The organism is Marinobacter sp. LA51 (genome assembly GCF_030297175.1).
Classification (GTDB): Bacteria; Pseudomonadota; Gammaproteobacteria; order Pseudomonadales; family Oleiphilaceae; genus Marinobacter; species Marinobacter apostichopi.
Window position 1 is genome coordinate 2,802,184 of the sequence record NZ_AP028070.1, and the last position, 17,960, is coordinate 2,820,143.

General features: G+C 59.3%; 19 protein-coding genes. 12 read left to right on the forward strand and 7 right to left on the reverse strand.

Annotation, left to right across the window (positions count from 1 at the left end; translation table 11 throughout):
• Positions 1-87 precede the first annotated feature (87 nt).
• The gene (locus QUE89_RS12880) at positions 88-1,212 is read left to right on the forward strand and encodes an MBL fold metallo-hydrolase (RefSeq protein ID WP_286220474.1); all 1,125 of its coding nucleotides are present in this window, start codon (positions 88-90) and stop codon (positions 1,210-1,212) included.
• On the opposite strand, the gene QUE89_RS12885 is transcribed toward QUE89_RS12880, so the two are convergent.
• Positions 1,139-1,969, reverse strand: a complete 831-nt coding sequence (locus QUE89_RS12885) for a DUF2059 domain-containing protein (protein WP_286220475.1) — start codon at positions 1,967-1,969, stop codon at positions 1,139-1,141. The genes QUE89_RS12880 and QUE89_RS12885 overlap by 74 nt on opposite strands.
• 89 nt (positions 1,970-2,058) lie before the next feature.
• Here QUE89_RS12885 and QUE89_RS12890 point away from each other — a divergent pair, with 89 nt between their 5' ends.
• Positions 2,059-2,778, forward strand: coding sequence for a transglycosylase SLT domain-containing protein (locus QUE89_RS12890; RefSeq protein ID WP_491844567.1), 720 nt, complete (start codon positions 2,059-2,061; stop codon positions 2,776-2,778).
• A 6-nt stretch (positions 2,779-2,784) separates the two neighbouring features.
• Here the strand turns inward: QUE89_RS12890 and QUE89_RS12895 are convergent, their stop codons facing one another.
• On the reverse strand, positions 2,785-3,684 hold the full coding sequence (locus QUE89_RS12895) for a LysR family transcriptional regulator (protein ID WP_286220476.1): 900 nt from the start codon (positions 3,682-3,684) through the stop codon (positions 2,785-2,787).
• Between the two features lie 129 nt (positions 3,685-3,813).
• Between QUE89_RS12895 and QUE89_RS12900 the strand changes: the two genes are divergently transcribed.
• Positions 3,814-4,008 (forward strand): hypothetical protein, encoded by a 195-nt coding sequence (locus QUE89_RS12900; protein ID WP_286220477.1) that lies wholly within the window; start codon positions 3,814-3,816, stop codon positions 4,006-4,008.
• Positions 4,009-4,114: 106 nt separating this feature from the next.
• Here QUE89_RS12900 and QUE89_RS12905 read toward each other — a convergent pair whose 3' ends face one another.
• Positions 4,115-5,797: an AMP-binding protein gene (locus QUE89_RS12905; RefSeq protein ID WP_286220478.1), complete on the reverse strand. Its 1,683-nt coding sequence runs from the start codon at positions 5,795-5,797 to the stop codon at positions 4,115-4,117.
• Between the two features lie 404 nt (positions 5,798-6,201).
• Positions 6,202-6,630, reverse strand: a complete 429-nt coding sequence (locus QUE89_RS12910; protein WP_286220479.1) for an Lrp/AsnC family transcriptional regulator — start codon at positions 6,628-6,630, stop codon at positions 6,202-6,204.
• A 115-nt stretch (positions 6,631-6,745) separates the two neighbouring features.
• Here QUE89_RS12910 and QUE89_RS12915 point away from each other — a divergent pair, with 115 nt between their 5' ends.
• Together QUE89_RS12915 and QUE89_RS12920 are read left to right on the forward strand one after the other, a co-directional pair.
• A complete protein-coding gene (locus QUE89_RS12915; protein WP_286220480.1) occupies positions 6,746-7,861 on the forward strand; it encodes an arginine N-succinyltransferase in 1,116 nt (371 codons plus the stop codon).
• A complete protein-coding gene (locus QUE89_RS12920) occupies positions 7,851-8,657 on the forward strand; it encodes a DUF1338 domain-containing protein (RefSeq protein WP_286220481.1) in 807 nt (268 codons plus the stop codon). Before QUE89_RS12915 ends, QUE89_RS12920 begins: the two co-directional genes overlap by 11 nt.
• A 27-nt stretch (positions 8,658-8,684) precedes the next feature.
• Here the strand turns inward: QUE89_RS12920 and QUE89_RS12925 are convergent, their stop codons facing one another.
• Positions 8,685-9,341, reverse strand: a complete 657-nt coding sequence (locus tag QUE89_RS12925) for a protein-L-isoaspartate(D-aspartate) O-methyltransferase (protein WP_286220483.1) — start codon at positions 9,339-9,341, stop codon at positions 8,685-8,687.
• A gap of 192 nt (positions 9,342-9,533) precedes the next feature.
• On the opposite strand from QUE89_RS12925, the gene QUE89_RS12930 reads away from it, so the two are divergent.
• A complete protein-coding gene (locus tag QUE89_RS12930) occupies positions 9,534-10,199 on the forward strand; it encodes an AbiTii domain-containing protein (protein WP_286220484.1) in 666 nt (221 codons plus the stop codon).
• Here QUE89_RS12930 and QUE89_RS12935 read toward each other — a convergent pair.
• Positions 10,196-11,002, reverse strand: a complete 807-nt coding sequence (locus tag QUE89_RS12935; protein WP_286220485.1) for a TSUP family transporter — start codon at positions 11,000-11,002, stop codon at positions 10,196-10,198. The genes QUE89_RS12930 and QUE89_RS12935 overlap by 4 nt on opposite strands.
• A gap of 157 nt (positions 11,003-11,159) precedes the next feature.
• On the opposite strand from QUE89_RS12935, the gene QUE89_RS12940 reads away from it, so the two are divergent.
• From QUE89_RS12940 to QUE89_RS12965, 6 genes are all read left to right on the forward strand, one after another.
• Positions 11,160-12,221 (forward strand): PA0069 family radical SAM protein, encoded by a 1,062-nt coding sequence (locus QUE89_RS12940; protein ID WP_286220486.1) that lies wholly within the window; start codon positions 11,160-11,162, stop codon positions 12,219-12,221.
• 63 nt (positions 12,222-12,284) lie between these two features.
• Entirely contained in the window at positions 12,285-13,988 is a 1,704-nt protein-coding gene (locus QUE89_RS12945) for a L,D-transpeptidase family protein (protein ID WP_286220487.1), read from the forward strand.
• Positions 13,985-14,437, forward strand: a complete 453-nt coding sequence (locus QUE89_RS12950; protein ID WP_286220488.1) for a hypothetical protein — start codon at positions 13,985-13,987, stop codon at positions 14,435-14,437. Before QUE89_RS12945 ends, QUE89_RS12950 begins: the two co-directional genes overlap by 4 nt.
• Before the next feature lie 56 nt (positions 14,438-14,493).
• The gene (locus QUE89_RS12955; RefSeq protein ID WP_041339634.1) at positions 14,494-14,766 is read left to right on the forward strand and encodes an Rdx family protein; all 273 of its coding nucleotides are present in this window, start codon (positions 14,494-14,496) and stop codon (positions 14,764-14,766) included.
• 128 nt (positions 14,767-14,894) lie between these two features.
• Positions 14,895-15,995, forward strand: coding sequence for an NADH:flavin oxidoreductase (locus QUE89_RS12960; RefSeq protein WP_286220489.1), 1,101 nt, complete (start codon positions 14,895-14,897; stop codon positions 15,993-15,995).
• An 84-nt stretch (positions 15,996-16,079) separates the two neighbouring features.
• Positions 16,080-16,865: a ZIP family metal transporter gene (locus QUE89_RS12965; protein ID WP_286220490.1), complete on the forward strand. Its 786-nt coding sequence runs from the start codon at positions 16,080-16,082 to the stop codon at positions 16,863-16,865.
• Here the strand turns inward: QUE89_RS12965 and QUE89_RS12970 are convergent.
• The gene (locus QUE89_RS12970) at positions 16,815-17,777 is read right to left on the reverse strand and encodes a LysR family transcriptional regulator (RefSeq protein WP_286220491.1); all 963 of its coding nucleotides are present in this window, start codon (positions 17,775-17,777) and stop codon (positions 16,815-16,817) included. The genes QUE89_RS12965 and QUE89_RS12970 overlap by 51 nt on opposite strands.
• Between the last annotated feature and the right edge of the window lie 183 nt (positions 17,778-17,960).

The window sequence follows — 17,960 nt, forward strand, 5'->3', positions numbered from 1 at the left end:
TATACTTATGAGATTGGACCCAAATCGCCGGTTGTACAAATTTCGAGCACACCGGGCGATGCTCGGCGGCAATGGGAGGCGGACCTAATGCAGCAGAACCACAATGGCAGGGGCGCATTCGAGATAAGCGTTGAACTGGGCGCACTCACCAGCAATGGTCACGATCCTCAGATAGTCGTGCGGGTAGGGCCCGCCGTGGCCTCCCTGGTCAACGGAATTGGTGGCGATCCACTGATGCAGTTACGCCTGCTGCACGAATCCCGCAGTCTGCTGTTCGATATGGGTGACAGCGGACGCATGGCGCTCCGGTCGGCACACCAAGTCACCGATGTCTTCATCACCCACTGCCATGCCGACCACATTGGCGGATTTCTGTGGTTCCTGCGCAGCCGAATCGGCCACTTCCCTTCCTGCCGGCTGTTTGGCCCGCCCGGGCTGCTGGGCCATATTGCCGGCATGGTTCGGGGGCTGCTGTGGGATCGGGTGGAAGACCGCGGCCCCAGATTCATCGTGCACGAGTGGCACGGCGACCACCTGAAACGCTGGCAACTGAACGCCGGTGCGGGCACGCCGGAAGCCCTGGAGGACCTGCCCACGCCCGGAGGCGTGATCCATCGGGAAACGGAATTCCGGATAAGAGCCGCGATGCTGGACCATGGCACACCCGTAATGGCCTATGCCTGGGAGCCGTTTGGCAAGCTGAACGTGCGGAAGAATGCATTGCAGGAGATCGGTGCCCAGGCCGGGGCCTGGCTGCACGACCTCAAGCTGGCGGTGCTGAGAAAGCGCCCGGATGAACTGATTTCACCCGGTAACGGTGCCAGCTACCGGGCCGAGGATCTGGCGGCCCGAATATTGATCCAGACCGCCGGCGAACCGGTGGTTTACGCCACGGACTTTGCCGACACCCCGGAGAACATTGTTCGCATGACCGATCTGGCGCGCGGTGCCCACACGCTGTTCTGCGAGGCCTCGTTCATGGTGTCAGACGTGGACCAGGCCAAACGAACCGGTCACCTGACCACCGAGGCCACCGCCCGCATCGCCAACGCCGCGGGCGTGCGGCAACTGGTGGCGTTCCACTTCTCGCACCGATACGCAAGGCGCCGGGAGCAGGTCTATGCCGAGCTTTGCCGCTTCACTGATCGCTTGATTGTTCCGGAGAAAGAAACCGTGCCATCTGCTTGCCAACCGACTCAATCGGATCGGTAATGGCTTGCTGGATGCTGTCGGTGACCACCCGGGAAAACGCCGAACCCGGACCACTTTCGAGGAACGCCACGTATTGATTCATTTCCTCGTTGTTGATGGTTTCGTAGGTAAACAGATAGCTCTCGTACACCTGTTGCTCCACGATACCCCGGATGGCGCCACGCTGGCTTTCAATGCGCTGCTTGAGCTGATCGTAGTTGACCGAGTCGCTGCTGAACGCGGCCATGGCAGTGGCCAGACCGAGCTGAACCGCAATGGACGTATCCACGGCGCTTTCCGTGGCGCGGGCGGCACTGTCGAACCGGTCGAACAGGCGGGCACGATCACTGCCCTGGTACTTCTCGTTGAGCGCCGGCGCCCTGGCCTTGATCTCTTTCCACATGGCCGGATCCGACGCCACGATTTCTGCAGCGGAAATTTTTCTGGCCACCGGCGATTGGTACCAGTCCGCGACGGCTTCCAGTTGCCGATCGGTCAAACCGGCTTCCAGGTCCTTTACGATTTGCTGTTCAATATCAGCGGCGCGAAAACTGCCACTGACCACGTAGCCAATGGTTTCGGCCACCATCGGCGGTATCTGGTTGGAGCGTTTCAGGCCCTCGCGGATACCCTGGCTCATCATGGCCGGGTATTGGGCAACGATGTCGTCCACCGGTGACGCGGCCAGGACCTGCTGCGCCGACGGCGCTGCTGTGGCGCTGCCGGAAACCAGCAGGGCGGCAACTAAAACAGGTTTAACTAGGGTGCCAAGCTTCATTTATCTACCATCTCGTTATGTGCAGGCCCTGTTTATGACATGTGTTCCGCTCAGGCATCAAGCAATCCATGGGCATTGGAGATGACAGTTTGGTAGGGAAAATCCGACAACCCGGGCGCCGACGCAAGGGACGCCGACCACGCCGAGTTAATGACTGGCGGTCACGGGTAAAGTGGTACGGATTGCCAGTGCTCGGCTTGCTGATGGGGGTATGGGCCACGTTGAGGTTTAGCCTGCTGGCGCCGGACCCGCCCGCCAATCCCGAAGACCTGTGCGAAATCTTCCGGGAACACCCGGTGTGGTACGACTACGCCCGCGAATCCGAACACCGCTGGGGTACTCCCATTGCCACCCAGATGGCCTTTGTGTACTACGAGTCGTCGTTTCGCAGCCATGCCCGCCCGCCAAGAACCCTGCTCTGGGGCCTGATTCCATGGGCCCGGCCAACTTCGGCCTACGGCTATGCCCAGGCGCTGGATCCAGCCTGGCGTGAATACCTGGCCGCCAACGGCGACGGCTGGTTTACCGTTCGCACCGATATGGAATACGCCCTGGACTTTGTGGGCTGGTACAACCATCTGAGCCACCGGCAGTTGGGCATCGAGTTCTACAATCCTCGCCAGCTCTACCTGGCCTACCACGAGGGTCGGGGTGGCTACCAGCGCCGAACCTTTGACCAGAAACCGGACATCACCGCCCTGGCCGGCCGGGTACAGACCCGGGCCTTCCGCTACGACAATCAGCTTCAGGTGTGCGAGCAGGAATTCCAATGCTGGCGCTGGTACCAATTCTGGCCTTTTTGTGGCTGACTGGTTTTATAGCGAGCCGCTGATTTCGATGGTCGATTCCAGCCCCTGAAGCCGGTCCACCAGAAACTCCATCACGATCCGCACCCGGGCCATCTGCTGGGTGTCCTGGCTGACGTGTAGCCAGAGGTCAACGCTCTCGCCTTCCAGTGGATCGCTCAGCCGGCGCAATTCCTTCGCGCCTTCGCCCAGGTAACACGGCAATACCGCCAACCCGGCACCGGCGCAGGCCAGTGAGTGCATGGACTGCAGGCTGTTACACCGGATCAGCGACTGGGCGTTTTTCAGATGCTTGCGATACCAGCGCCCGGTGGCCAGATGGCTGAAGGTTTCATCGGGCACGATCCAGACACAGGCCTCCGGATCATTCTCGATGTCCATTTGCCGGTTGCGACGACAATAGCGGGCCGCGCCGTAGACCGCCGATTCGACGGCGGCGATGCGCTCGCCGTCCAGGGTAGCCTGGGGCTTGTTGTCGCAGCGCAGGGTCAGGTCGGCTTCCCGGTGGCTGAGGTTGGCGACGTCGTTGTCAGTCAGCACCTCCAGCTCAATATCCGGAAACTCCCGGACCAGGTCCGCCAGGATCGGACTGAGCAAGGCATTCAGAGTGGCGTCTTCCGCGGCCAGCCTGACTTTACCCACCGGCGCGGAATCCTGGCCCACCAGCTTGCGCTCCAGGTTTTCCATGGCGACCGCCAGCCGATCAGCCTCACGGAAGGCGGTTTCGCCCACTGGGGTCAGCTGCAAACCATCGCGGTTCCGTTCGAAAAACTGCACTCCCAACGACTCTTCCATCTGGTCCAGTCGACGTAGCACCGTGGTTTGATGCACACCCAGCAATTCGCCAGCTTTGGCGAGGGTTCCGCCTATTGCCAAGGCGCGTATATATCGAAGATAATCCCAATCCATAATGACTGCATATTTGCAACGTGAGTACGGATTTTAACGTATTACTACTGCAAAAAAGAACCCTTATACTTTGGTCCAAGTTAAAGGTAGATCGCTAATTAATACACCTGACAAAGGGAGGAAGGCGCTATGACTCAGAACCATATCGCAACCGTACAACCACTGCCGTCAAGTATCCTCCACAATAGTGAAGAGGTCAGGCGCCAGTACACCCGTGCTGCTTCCAAGCAGGCGGTTCAGTTCATCAGCCGAAAGATTCGGTCGTGGAAGCGCAAGGCAGGAGCCGTTGCGCCAGATATGACTCAGATGCAGGGCGGTCACTGAACCCGATCTGGAAAGGCGTGGGTGCCACAGGGCTGGTAACAGCGCAAAAGGATTTGTAAACGCCGGTGTTCCCGTTAGGAAGCACCGGCGTTTTTGTTTTCAGGGCTCAGAATTCCCAGACCACTTTCTTTTTCTGCCCAAACCAGTCGTCCATCTTTCGGGTGTAGAAGTCTTCAATCACGTTCCGCTTGATCTTCATGGTGGGTGTCAGCATGCCGTTCTCCATGGTCCACGGTTCCTTGACCACCACCACGAAAGCCAGCTTTTCGTGGGCTTCGCATTCGGCATTCACCGCATCCAGTTGCTGTGCCAGTTCCTGCTCAAGTTCGACGCGGTCACCACCCGCTTCCAGCTGATCCCGCGCCTCCTCGGACAGCAATACCATCAGGCACGGCTGCGGCTGGTTAGCACCGGCCACGCACACCACTTCCGCCTGCGGATGATTAAAACGGCTTTCAATGGGCACCGGCACCACGTACTTGCCCTTTGAGGTCTTGAACAGATCCTTGACCCGGCCGGTGATCCGCAGACAGCCATCGCTGTCGATTTCGCCCATGTCACCGGTTTTCAGGAAACCATCATCAGTGACATCCTCCCGGGTTTTCTCTTCGTTCTTGAAGTAGCCGAGCATCTGCCCCGGACTCTTGACCTCCACCTCGCCACCTTCGGCGATGCGATGTTCAACACCTGGATTGGCGTTGCCGACCGTGCCTACCTTGGCCAGCCCGGGCCGGTTGGCGTGGGAATAGCCGAAGTTCTCGGACATTCCGTACACCTCCAGCAATTCCAGCCCAAGGTTCCGATACCAGGCGATGATCTCCCCGGACAGCGGCGCGGCACCGGTGAGTGCGGCACGGCAATGGTCCAGGCCGAGCTGCTTCAGCACCTTCTTTTTCACCAGTGATTTGACCACCGGAATATTGAACAGCAGCTTCTGTTTCTTGGGCGGCAACTTGGCATTCACCCCCAGATAGAACTTCATCCACAATCGGGGCACCGAGAAGAACAGGGTTGGGCGTGCTCGTTGCAGGTCTTCCTGAAAAGTATCCAGGGAGTTGGCAAAGTACAGATGAAACCCGTAATACAACGACTGGGTCTCTACCGCGGCCCGCTCGGCCACATGGGCCAGCGGCAAATAGGACAACATGCGTTCATCGGACGACACCGGGAATATCTGCTGCAAGCCGTCGGCAACAGAAATCATGGTGCGGAAACTGTGCATGACTCCTTTTGGCCGCCCCGTACTGCCTGAGGTGTAGATCAATGTCGCCAGGGAATCGCGGTCGGGCAGCCTGGGCTCCGCTGGCTCATTCTGGGCCACCAGTTCAAGCCAATTGGGCGTGTCGTCCCGAGGCGACATTGGCAACGAAATTACCGGCAGGTCGGCCGGGATACGTCCCTTGATATCGTTCCAGCCGTCCGCCGTTCCGTCCATCTTGCCCAGGAACAGCAGTTTGGCCTCGCTGTGCTCGAGCACGTAGGCGGCGGTTTCTCCATTCAGGGTCGGGTACAGCGGTACCGAGGCATGGCCGGCGGCCCAGATGGCCAGATCGGCCAGGATCCAGTGAGCGCTGTTCTTGCCCAGGAGCGCGATGTTGCTGTGCGCTGGCAGATCAAGTCCTGCGAGATAGGTAGCCATCCGGGAGACCTGATCGGCCGCCTCTTTCCACGTCAGTTCTTCCACCCGTCCGTCCGGGTAGGGCTGGGTCAGATAAATCGCATCGGGGGTAGTTTCGGCCCAGAAATAGAGACAGTGCAACGACGTCTGCTTTCGCGGATCAATGGCCATTTACGGCTCCTTGTTGTTGTTATCATTCTTTTTAGTTGAGGTTGGACGTATTCGGACTTATTTATAGTAGTCGGAATTCGCCACCGCTCAATATCCAGCACAGTCTTCCTGTGTAACAAATGCGTTCACAATTGAGCACTTGGTCACAAACACCCCGTGACAGACCGGGGCAATGGTCTAGAGTGTCAGGGCAGGCGTATCAGCTTGCTCAACACTGGCCCAACCCTTTCTCAACAACAGAAGGTGCGCATGAAAACATCGTCTCGTTCAGCTCTGATTTTCCCCGCCTGGGGCCTCATCCTGATGGGCTCTGGTGCTTTTATCTATTGCGCCGCGGTTGGCCTGCTGGGCGCCTGAGCAAAACAGAGCGGCCCTGCAGGTGGATTCCTGCCCGTCTTTGCAAACTAGCGCCTAAAGCGTGTCTCCAACACCACCGCCGAGTTAGTGCGTTCCACCCCTTCCAGGTTGCCAATATCGTCAAGCACTGCACTCAGTTCTTCCAGCGACTGGGCCTGCACGATGGCAATCAGGTCGTACTCACCGCTGACTGAAAACAGCTGCGAGACCTGGGCAATACCCTCCAGCGCGGTGTTGGTTCGGGCCGTCAGTTTCTGTAGCACCTTTATCGACACGTGCGCCTCCACCTGGTTGGCTGAAAACTCTCCACCCAACAGCACCGAATAGCCCCGGATAACACCGCTGGCTTCCAGACGCGCAATGCGATTTTGCACCGTTGACCGGGACACATGCAGGGTTCGGGCGAGTTCGGTAATACTGGCCCGGGCGTTGTGGCGCAGCAGCATCAGTAGCTTCTGATCCTGTTTTCCTATCATTTTGGCGACCCATTTAATCAATTTGCCATTATCATAGATCATTTCGCTCAAACTGCATCTGCAATCTGGCAGTTCTACTGTTCATACTGTGCCAAACCACTTCAGGATGCTGGCCATGTTCATTCGCCCGATTGCAGTCACGGATCTGGATACCCTGTATCAGATTGCCGTTGAATCCGGCCCCGGATTTACGTCCCTGATGCCCGATCGCGACGCTCTGGCTCGCAAGATCGAGCATTCCATTGCCAGTTTTGAGCGCGAGGTGACTCAGCCCGGTGACGAGCATTATCTGTTTGTACTGGAGGATGAGACCACCGGTGAGATCATGGGCACCACCGGCATCGAAGCCGCCGCCGGTCGCACCCGCCCGCTTCACCATTTCCGCCGCAGCACCGTAACTCACCATTCCCGGGATCTGGGCCTGCGACGCAATGTGGAAACCCTGACCCGCTGCAACCACTACACTGGCTGCACCGAGATTTGTTCCTTGTACCTGCGCCCGGAATTCCGACGCGCCAACGCGGGCAAACTGCTGTCTCGGGTCCGGTTCCTGTTTATGGCACTCCACCCGGAGCGGTTCTCCGATACCGTGATCGCTGAGATGCGCGGGGTGTCTGACGACGCCGGCCAGTCTCCGTTCTGGTCCTGGCTGAAGACCCATTTTGTCGATATGGATTTTGCCTCGGCCACCCGTTTAGTTGGCTCCGGCTACACCCATTTCATTGACGAGCTGATGCCGTCGCACCCGCTGTACACCTGCCTGATGAGCGCTGAAGCCAGGGCGGTGATCAGTCAGGTGCATGAGCGCACCCGGCCAGCGCTGCGCCTGCTCGAAACCGAAGGTTTCCAGCACAAGGGATTGGTGGACCTGTTCGACGCGGGCCCGACGGTTGAATGCCCGCTGGCATCGATCCGTAGCGTGCGGGAGTCCCAAGCCTGGCAGGTTGAAGTGGATGCCGTGCCGGCCACCGAATTCCAGAAACGGAGCCGCGAGCGCATTGCCATGCCGTTGCTGATCACCAATACTGGAACCGCAGAATTCAGGGCCACGGTGCTGACCGGGGCAGACACCCGGCCAGGCTCTAACACCCTGTGCCTGAGCCCGGCCCTGGCCGACCAGATGGGCCTCGAACCAGGCCAAACCTGCCGCGCCCTGCCCCTGGCAAGCAGTCAGCGCGACGCGGCACCCAACACTCATCACCTTCGTCCGGAGATTGTTCATGCACACTGATCGCAATGCCCTGTTCCAGCAGCTCTGGCGCAACTACCAGGAGGTCACTCCCTCAGCCGAGGAGATTCACCGCATCCTGGGCGCCGAAGAGGGGCAGGCCATCATTAACGATCACATCGCCCTGCGCACCTTCAATCTGGCCCCGGTCGGGCTGGATGCCCTGGCCGAACATTTCCTGAGCCTCGGCTACGTTCAGGGTGGCGAGTACCATTTTGAAGCCAAGAAACTCTACGCCCGGCATTACGAACATCCGGATCCGGACGCGCCCAAAGTGTTCATATCGGAGTTATTGGTAGAGCAGTGTTCGCCAGAGCTTCAGGCCATCGTCAAGGATCTGGTGGCGCAGGTTGACCCGGGCCGGGTCAAGGCAGACGACTTCCTGTATTCCGGTCGTCACTGGGACGTAGACTATCAAACCTACCGCACCCTGCTGGAAGAGAGCGAGTATGCGGCCTGGATGGCAGCCTGGGGCTATCGCGCCAACCATTTCACCGTGAGTATCAACCACCTCAACCAGTTCGAGACCGTGCTGGAAATTAACCAGTTACTGAAAGACAACGGTTACGCGGTGAATGCCTCGGGTGGCGAAGTGAAAGGCTCCCCGGCTGAATTGCTGGAGCAATCCTCCACCATGGCCGACCGGATACCGGTACAATTCTCGGATCGGGAAGAAACCATTCCAAGCTGCTTTTACGAGTTCGCACGGCGATACCCGAAAGCCGACGGTGAGCTGTACAGCGGTTTTGTTGCCGCCTCGGCCGACAAGATCTTCGAAAGCACCAACGCCAGCGGCTAAGCTCGCCTGCTCCAGCGGCGGGATGGCTCAGGACCATCCCTGCTCGCCGAGCAGCGGCACAAAGCGGACATCACCCAGGCTCTGGTCGCGAAACTCCGTCTCCGATAGTCGGGTGATGCGGCGCAAGCGCTGCACCGTGTGCGCGGACCCGACCGGAATGACCAGATGGCAGCCCACCCGCAACTGCTGCTTCAACGCCTCGGGCACCACCGGCGCTCCCGCCGCCACACAAATACCATCGAAGGGCGCCTGTTCAGGCCAGCCCAAGGTACCATCGCCGCAACGCACCACCACGTGATCATACCCTTCGGCCGCCAGTGTCTGCGCCGCTGATTCGGCCAATTCCGGCACCCGCTCGATGCTGAACACCCGGGCGGCAATCGAGGCGATCACCGCGGCCGCATAACCCGAACCGGTGCCGATATCGAGCACCACTTCCCCACCGGTCAAATCCATCGCGTCCGCCATCAAAGCCACAATGTAGGGTTGGGAAATGGTTTGTCCGAAACCAATGGGCAAAGGGCCATCATCGTAGGCTTCATCAATCAGGCTTGGGCTGACAAATTTCTCCCTCGGCACCCGCCTCATCGCCGTCACCACCGGAGCTGCGGTTATACCGCGACCAAGAATCTGGTTCTCCACCATCCAGGCGCGACGTGACGCAAAGTCCTGATGCTGGTTCATGCCACCCTCCTCAGCCCGTTCGCTTACGCTTCGTTACAAAGCAGTAACGTATCTACAACGGCAGGTGCTACCAGAGCTGTCTACTTTTTAGTCACACCCAACCGGGCACATTCCGGTGGGCTGCCTTACAACAACAATAACGCCGGGAGACGGGGCTGGCCACGACTCGTTTCCGCTGCCACGGAGGACCCTATGTCTGCATCTGTGAACCACCTTGAGGAACGCACCAAAGACGCATCCGAACTGCTTGGACGCATCCTGCCCTCGGCCATTGCATTGGCGCTGATGCTCCGTCACAAAAAGATGGCGGCCTGGCTGCGAGCCGAATTCGAGGGCTATCAGGACCGGGAACAAGCACCGCCCTACCGCCGAGATCTTCCCGGCCATATTGTTGCCCGCTCACCTCAGTATGGCTGGATTCCGGCACCGGTAAACGATGCACAAAGGAAGGAATTTGGCCACCTCGACGTGCTTGACGACGCCAAGTCGATGGAAAAAATTTGTCTGACCAGCCGTAAAGGCGATGGTAACCGGGTGCTGCTGACCCAGGACGACATGGTAGAGCTGCAACAACAGATCAACCTGAGTGCCGAGCTTGCGATCAACCTGAGCCGCGATGTCTACAGCCGGCTCCTGCGAACCATACGCGGTACTGTTTATCTGTGGACCCAGGAGTTGATGGCGAGGGGGCTGAGCGGCGACCACAACCACTACAGCCAGGATGAACGGGCACTGGCAACTGATCTGGACGATCCCGAGCGATTCTGGCGTCGGGCGATGGACGAAGTCGACGACCTGCCCGTTGCCGACGTAAAGCCGGCCGGGTTCTTTGAGCGGGTGTTCGGACGGGCCAGTTAACCCAGCACGCTGACCATGCCGATGCTGCTGACAACCAGCAGCACGGCACCCAGCACCTGAAAGAACACCGGCGTTTCTGCCCGCAACATCCGATCGTGCACTTTCAGGCCAATGACGTGACCGACCGCAGCACAAGGCAAGAGCCATAGATGGTGGATCAACTGCAGATCCACCCCAACCCACACAAACGCGGCCATCTTGATCAGCACCAGGATGAACCAGAGCGCAAACAGGGTGTCCCGCAGTTTCTCTTTGGGCAGGTGCTGGGCCACAACCGCGATGATCAGGGGCGCACCGATCAGCGAGGTGCCACTGATATAGCCACCGACCATCAGGAACACCGCATCCACCGTTTTGCTGCCACTGCGGAACGGCTTGTTGATGATGTAGGAGACAGAATACAGCGCCACAATCACGAAAATGATGGCGCTGAGCACGTTACCGGGCATGGTGATGAGGCCAAACACGCCAATTAGTTTGGGCACGATCATGATGCCCAGAATGCGCCATAAGTAGCGCCAATCCACCGTGCTCTCCGCAGCCCCCCTGGACTTGGCTTCCGTTGCCGACTCAGAGGGATCAACAGGCTTCCGCTTGCGGTTGTTCAGCCAGATGGTCAGCGAGGAGAACACCAACAGATGCACCGCAATGATCGGCAAGAACACCAAAGGCTCATCCAACACCAGCAACAGGAACGGCAGCGACAACACCGCCCCGCCAAATCCCAGCCCGGAACGGACAAAACCGCTCCAGACAAAGATCATTGCAATCAAAACGTACTGAACAAGACTGAGGTCCGACATAAGGTCCTTAAGGCTGGGTGAATGCGCGGGCTCAGAGTATACCCAACCTGGGCCGAATTCGCCGATCACCAAAACACACGTCAGGCAAAGTTGCACAGCTCAGATCGCAGGCGTAGCATGGCAATAACTGTATAAATAAACAGTATCTGGATTTGCCATGAAAACCCGAGCTACCGGCCTCAACCCTCACAATCGTTTCCAGCCTATCGTCACCGACCGCGATCAGGATGACGGCTGGTACCAGGCGCCCGAGGACGACTTGAACCCCGATTCGGTAGCAACCGAAGTGGTCAACGAGTCGGTTAAATCCATCATCAGCCGGAACACCTCCCCGGATGTACCCTTTGATCAATCCATCAATCCTTACCGGGGCTGCGAGCACGCCTGCATCTACTGCTTTGCCCGCCCTACACACGTCTATTGGGACATGTCGCCGGGGCTGGATTTCGAGACCCGGCTGATCGCCAAACCCAACGCTGCCAGCAAGCTCCGGGAAGAACTCGATAAGCCGGGCTATACCGTCTCCCCCATTGCCCTGGGCGTGAATACCGACGCTTACCAGCCGCTGGAGCGGGAGCGGCGCATCACTCGCGAGCTGTTGGAAATCATGCTTGAGTACCGCCACCCGGTGTCGATCATCACCAAGGGCGCGCTGATCCTAAGAGACCTTGATCTGCTGACCGAACTGGCCGAACAGGGCCTCTGTTCCGTGCGCATCAGCCTGACCACCCTGAGCAATGACCTGAAACGGCGGATGGAGCCACGCACTGCGGCACCGGCCACCCGGCTAAAGATGATTGAAAAACTCGCCAGCGCCGGGATCCCCACCGGCATCATCCTCGGCCCAGTGATTCCTTTTATCAACGACCAGGAGATTGAGGCGATACTGGAGGCCGCCGCCTCAGCCGGTGCAAGCCGTGCCAGCTGGATCATGCTGCGCCTGCCCCTGGAGCTCGACGAGCTGTTCCAGGAATGGCTGCAACGGCACTTTCCGCAGCGGGCCGAGCACGTGATGAATCGAATCCGTGATTTACGGGGCGGCAAGAGCTACGATTCTGCCTTCGGGCGCCGGATGACCGGTATCGGCCCTTACGCCGACCTGATCCGCCAGCGCTTCTCGAACAAGGCGAAACGGCTTGGACTGAACCTTCACCAGGCCGAACCCCTGCGAAATGACCTGTTCCGCCGCCCGGCGGGGGAACAAATGGGGCTCTGGTAACGTCCAATACCCAGGTCACTTGTAGTCATCTGATGTTGTTCAGGGAAGAATCGGAGGGGCCCCATGCCCGGATCGAAAACCGTCGCCAGCGCACTGGCGTTGGTGCTTGTTGTAACCCTTTTCCCCTGGTTTTCTTCCTCAGCCAAAGCCAATGAATCCCTTGTTGCCCGGATTGAGGCACTGGACGCGGGCTTTACCGTGGAAGTGTTGGGTAATCGCCTGCTGGCCCGGCAGGCACTCTCCAACTTCTACGCCGCCAATAGCTACGAGCGGGCCTGGCGCAGTGCAGACCAACGCCACCAGCTGCTTGAGGCCATCGAATCGGCCAGCCGTGACGGCCTGGACCCGAGGGATTATCACGCCGATGTCCTGGCGGAACTCTCGAATCGCCCGATGCAGGACCTTCCTGACGACCTACAGGCCGATCTGGACCTGTTGTATTCCGATGCTTTTTTGATGCTCGGCTCGCATCTGCTCGAGGGCAAGGTCAGCCCATACACGATTCACGCCGAATGGACTGCGAACCGGCGGCAACGCAACATGGGCCAGGTTCTGGCGGCGGCACTGGTCAATGGGGATATTAGCGCAGCCGTCGACGCCCTGCGGCCGACCCATTCCGACTACCACAGGCTGGTGCAGGCCCGTCAGACCATGACCGGACTGCTGGGCCGGCCCTGGCTGCCCATTCCCACTGGGGCAACCATTCGCCCCGGCGACCGGGACCACCGACTGATCGAAATCCGGCGGCGGCTGACCGCCCTTGGCGACCTCTCGGGATCAGGTGCGCCTGACCCCAGCCTGTACGGCGGCGAACTTGAGACCGCACTACCCCTGTTCCAGGCCCGCCATGGCCTGGAACCCGACGGCATCATTGGCCCGGCCACCCTGGCCGCGATCAACCTGCTGCCGATCGAACGAGTGCATCAAATCGATGCCAGTCTGGAGCGCTGGCGCTGGCTGCCGGAGTCACTGGGTGAGCGATTCGTGTTGGTCAATATTGCCGGCTACGAATTGAAAATGATGGATCAGGGCGTCGAGCTGCTGCGCCAACGGGTGATTGTCGGCCAGCCTTTCCGACAGACCCCGGTGTTCAGTGATCGGATCCGCTACCTGGTGCTAAACCCGACCTGGACCGTGCCGCGCCGACTGATGATTGAGGATCAGCTACCCCGGATCATCCGTGATCCGGATTACCTGCAGCGTCTGAATATGAAGGTATACCGCGGCTGGGGCGCCGACCGGCAACAGGTCGACCCCGCTGCCATCAACTGGGGCTCACTGTCACCGAACAACTTCCCATACCAGCTGGTGCAGGACCCGGGCCCCAACAACGCACTGGGCCAGATCAAGTTCATGTTTCCAAACCGGTACGATGTCTACCTCCACGACACCCCATCACGGGATCTGTTTGGTCGGGTAGACCGCTCCTTCAGTTCGGGCTGTATCCGGGTGGAGCAACCGTTCGCACTGGCAGAACAATTACTCTTGGGCGACCCGAACTGGAACCGGGAGCGCATCCACGACACAGTCGGTTCCAACCAACCCAAAACCATCCTGTTACCTGAGCCGGTTCCCGTCTACATTCAGTATTGGACGGCTTGGGTCGACAACCGCGGGCAGCTACAGTTCCGCAATGACATCTATAATCGTGATAGCCGCTTGCTGGCGCGCCTTCGGGAGGACGCGTCAGGCGGCAGCCATGGCCTGACACCTGCTGCGGTCTCCTATCAGGAGTCCCAAGCCAACGATAACAAGGAGCAACCATGACACGCGCCTTCGCTATTCTGACGTTGATCCTGATCGTGTCCGGGTGCCAATCGCTGCCCGACACCCGGCAAGGCACTGAGCGCAATACCGTTTTCCTGAGCGCCCAACATTGTCTGAGCGAATACCTGAAAGAACTCGAGAAGAACCATTACGGGCCCTGCCTTAAGGTACTCTCTGTGGCCGGCACGCCGCCCGCGATCACCGACGAGGGCTTTATCGAGCTGCCGATTGCCACACCTCTGACTGTCAGTACCAGCTGTGTCTATCGCCATGCCGATGGTTCGCCGATCCCCCAGACCATGGAAACGGTGGAGTTTAAAATCACCGACCAGACCTTTTCCAAACCGGGAGAGCGCTGGTATCTTCATGCCCACAAGCAGGCCCGGAATGTCGTCGGCTGCGAGCCGACGCTGTCGCGCTCCATCTACCCGACCTACAAAACCGACTGAATCGTCGGCATGCGCCTCATTTTCAACCAGCGCCCTAACTTCAGGAGTTCCCATCCATGACCAACCGCGTCGACATTCACTACTGCACCGGTTGCCGCTGGCTGCTGCGCTCAGCCTGGATGGCGCAGGAACTGCTCACCACCTTTGAAGGCCAGCTCGACGAACTCACGCTCCACCCGGGCGACGGGGGAATCTTCGAGGTGTGGGTAAACGGCACTCGCATCTGGTCCCGCAAAGAACAACAGGGGTTCCCTGAAATCACCAAGCTCAAACAGCTGGTTCGGGATGAAATCGATCCGGAGCGGTCGCTGGGCCATTCTGACCGTTGATTTGTCTGCATTTTCCCCATCTTGCTCAAAAAATCTGACCGGCTTCATCGGATCATATCGCTTTAAACCTGAACTGCTGGCGCGGATGATCCGTAATTGAACAATCGATCAAGAATGGGAGGAACCAGATGACCGACGTGATGCAAAACACCCGATTTACCAACCTGACCATGGCCAATCGCTTTGCGCTTGCGCCCATGACCCGGACCAGCGCCGAGGCCGACGGCACCCCCAATGAGCTGATGGCTGACCACTACGAAGCCTACGCCAAAGGCGGGTTTGGCCTGTTGATTACCGAAGGCACTTACACCGATGACCGTGCCAGCCAGGGCTACGCCAATCAGCCTGGCCTGATCAGCGACGCGCACATTGAAGGTTGGAAAACCATTGTGGACCGCATTCACGCCGCGGGCAGCAAGGCGATTGCGCAGCTCATGCACGCTGGTGCCCAGTTCCAGGCCAACCATTACACCGATCAGCCGCTGGCGCCCAGTGCCGTACAGCCAAAAGGCGCACCCCTTGGCTTTTACGGCGACCAGTCTGAGTGGCAAACGCCGCAAGCGATGACTGAGGCCGACATTAAATTCGCGATCGAAGGATTCGTGAAGACCGCGGTTAACGCCAAAACCGCCGGTTTCGACGGTGTCGAACTGCACGGAGCCAACGGCTACCTGTTGAATCAGTTCCTGAGCAGCCATTTCAACCGTCGCGAAGATTCCTACGGTGGCAGCCTGGAGAATCGTCTGCGCGTAGTGGTGGAAACCATCAAAGCGGTACGAGCGGCGGTCGGTAACGACTTCGCAGTGGGCATTCGCCTGTCGCAGGTCGCAGTAACTGATCCCGACTATCAGCTGCCTGAAGGCGAAGTCGGATTCCGCCAGATTACCGAAGCGGTCCGGGACGCCGGTGCTGACTTTATCCATACCACTGACGGTGATGTCCACCGGGCGCCCTTCGTCGAGGGTGACAAGTCGCTGGCCGACGTGGTCGCCGAAATCGACGGCATTGAGCTGATCATCAACGGCGGTATTGACGAAACCAACCATCAGGACCGCGCAGAGGCGTACCCGGGAGCGTTGTTGGCCGTGGGCAAAAAAGCGCTGGCCAATCCGGATTTCGTACAGCGCCTGAAGGATGGCAAGGAGATCGACGACATCGACTTTGCCATGCTCCAGCCCAAGGCAACCATTGAGAATGAACTGGCCTGGCGTCGTAAGCAGGCGGCCTAACCGGCACGCGCTGCTGTCGACAAACCCCCAGAGCGAGAGCTCCGGGGGTTTTCTTTGTTTGATAAGACCCCAACCGGAGACTCCATGACTTCCGACATCAGCATTGTCTGGCTAGGTGCATTGGCGAGCCTGTTGGCCGGCCTGGCCAGTGGCGTCGGTGCGCTGGCGGTATTTTTCCTTCGAACCCTGACCGACCGGTTGCAGGACAGCATGCTGGCGGCCGCAGCCGGCGTTATGTTGGCGGCCTCGTTCTTCTCGCTGCTATTGCCCGGGCTGGATTACGGCGAGTCCCTGGTAGGCACGACCAGCGGAGCCGCGCTGATCGTTATCTTCGGTGTGCTGTCAGGCGCCGGCGCACTGTTCTTTATTCACCAGAAGCTGCCCCACGAGCACTTTGGCTTGGGCCGCGAAGGCCCAAATACCGCACACATCCGGCGCATCTGGCTGTTCATCATCGCCATCACCCTGCACAACTTTCCCGAGGGCATGGCGGTCGGCGTCGGTTTTGCCGGTGGTGATGTCAGCAACGGTTATGTGCTGGCCACAGGGATCGGCATCCAGAATATTCCGGAGGGTCTGGCGGTGGCCTTTTCCCTGTTGGCGATCAACTATTCCCGGGCGAAAGCCTTCGGTATTGCCCTGCTCACGGGGCTGGCCGAGCCGATAGGCGGTCTTTTCGGAGCGGCACTGGTGTGGCTGGCGGAGCCAATCATGCCCTGGACCCTGGGTTTTGCCGCCGGTGCCATGCTGTTCATCATCAGCAACGAGATCATTCCCGAAACCCACCGGAACTCTTACAAAACCTTGGCTACCTTCTCGCTACTGGTCGGTTTTGTGATCATGATGTTTCTGGACGCCACGCTCGGCTAGACCCGGCGAGCCGAGGCCCTCAAGCAGCCAGACCCCGGCCAATGCCTCCAGGGCCTCGGCGATGACCGGTTCATGCTCGCGATCCCTGCGCCAGATAAAGCTAAGGGCGCAGGGTATGCGCACTCCTTCCGCAACCACCAGGCCCCGCTCCTGACGTTCGGCCATGGCCAGGGCGTCGCGGGCGAGACTGAGCCCTACTCCGGCCCGAACCAGGTCGAGCATGCAGGCCTCCTGATCCACCTGGGCCACGCCCTGGGGCACCAGCCCCTGCGGCTCCATGACACTGGCCAGCAATCGGTTGTGTACCGAATCCTCCGGCGTCACGATCCAGGGCAGCGCCGCCAGGCTGGACCAGCGGGTATCTGAAAGCCGTGTAGCCCACCCGGCTGGCGCAATCACGTGGTAATCAAACCGGGTCAGTTCCCGATGCATCAGCTCGGGCAGAACCGGACCTGCGCCCGGCGGGGCCAGGAAGTAGCCGACATCGAGATTGCCATTGCGCACCTGCTCCAGTACCCGACCACTCATCCCCTGGTGCAACTCGGTTTCAAGCTGCGGCGCCCGGGCCACCAACCGATGCAGAAAAGCCCCGAGCCGGATAAATTCCGGGTCCACAATGGTGCCGATCTTGAGCCGCCCCCGTACTGTGCTGTGCAGGGCGCGGGCACTCTGTTCAAACGCGGCCAGCCCGGCCAGGGCCTTTTCCGCCACCGGCAGCAAGCTTTGGCCATCGGCGGTGAGCACCAGGCCCTGGGGTTTGCGCCGGAACAATTTCAGGTCCAGATCATCCTGCAACTGCTTCAGTTTCAGACTCACCGCCGGCTGAGTCAGGTGCAGACGAACCGCCGCCCTGGACACACTGCCCTCACGGGCAACCGCCACGAACGCTCGTAACCCTTGCAGGTGTTGCATACCCCCTCCTCAGCAACTCTCAATATAAGCATTACTTATATCATGCTTTAGAAACTTTCAATTGCCCAAGCCCCGAAGCCACCGTAAATTATCTGCTCAGTTCTTGTACAAACTTTATCAGATCCCTTATTCAAGGCTTCTGAATCGGCATCCAGTACAGCCATTCGCACACATCAAAGGGGC

Coding starts and splice junctions, on each gene's coding strand:
- QUE89_RS12960 (WP_286220489.1), top strand. CDS start 14,895: ATGACCGACGTGATGCAAAACACCCGATTTACCAACCTGACCATGGCC.
- QUE89_RS12925 (WP_286220483.1), bottom strand. CDS start 9,341: ATGAACCAGCATCAGGACTTTGCGTCACGTCGCGCCTGGATGGTGGAG.
- QUE89_RS12910 (WP_286220479.1), bottom strand. CDS start 6,630: ATGATAGGAAAACAGGATCAGAAGCTACTGATGCTGCTGCGCCACAAC.
- QUE89_RS12895 (WP_286220476.1), bottom strand. CDS start 3,684: ATGGATTGGGATTATCTTCGATATATACGCGCCTTGGCAATAGGCGGA.
- QUE89_RS12965 (WP_286220490.1), top strand. CDS start 16,080: ATGACTTCCGACATCAGCATTGTCTGGCTAGGTGCATTGGCGAGCCTG.
- QUE89_RS12880 (WP_286220474.1), top strand. CDS start 88: ATGCAGCAGAACCACAATGGCAGGGGCGCATTCGAGATAAGCGTTGAA.
- QUE89_RS12970 (WP_286220491.1), bottom strand. CDS start 17,777: ATGCAACACCTGCAAGGGTTACGAGCGTTCGTGGCGGTTGCCCGTGAG.
- QUE89_RS12945 (WP_286220487.1), top strand. CDS start 12,285: ATGCCCGGATCGAAAACCGTCGCCAGCGCACTGGCGTTGGTGCTTGTT.
- QUE89_RS12955 (WP_041339634.1), top strand. CDS start 14,494: ATGACCAACCGCGTCGACATTCACTACTGCACCGGTTGCCGCTGGCTG.
- QUE89_RS12885 (WP_286220475.1), bottom strand. CDS start 1,969: ATGAAGCTTGGCACCCTAGTTAAACCTGTTTTAGTTGCCGCCCTGCTG.
- QUE89_RS12930 (WP_286220484.1), top strand. CDS start 9,534: ATGTCTGCATCTGTGAACCACCTTGAGGAACGCACCAAAGACGCATCC.
- QUE89_RS12900 (WP_286220477.1), top strand. CDS start 3,814: ATGACTCAGAACCATATCGCAACCGTACAACCACTGCCGTCAAGTATC.
- QUE89_RS12915 (WP_286220480.1), top strand. CDS start 6,746: ATGTTCATTCGCCCGATTGCAGTCACGGATCTGGATACCCTGTATCAG.
- QUE89_RS12920 (WP_286220481.1), top strand. CDS start 7,851: ATGCACACTGATCGCAATGCCCTGTTCCAGCAGCTCTGGCGCAACTAC.
- QUE89_RS12935 (WP_286220485.1), bottom strand. CDS start 11,002: ATGTCGGACCTCAGTCTTGTTCAGTACGTTTTGATTGCAATGATCTTT.
- QUE89_RS12950 (WP_286220488.1), top strand. CDS start 13,985: ATGACACGCGCCTTCGCTATTCTGACGTTGATCCTGATCGTGTCCGGG.
- QUE89_RS12940 (WP_286220486.1), top strand. CDS start 11,160: ATGAAAACCCGAGCTACCGGCCTCAACCCTCACAATCGTTTCCAGCCT.
- QUE89_RS12905 (WP_286220478.1), bottom strand. CDS start 5,797: ATGGCCATTGATCCGCGAAAGCAGACGTCGTTGCACTGTCTCTATTTC.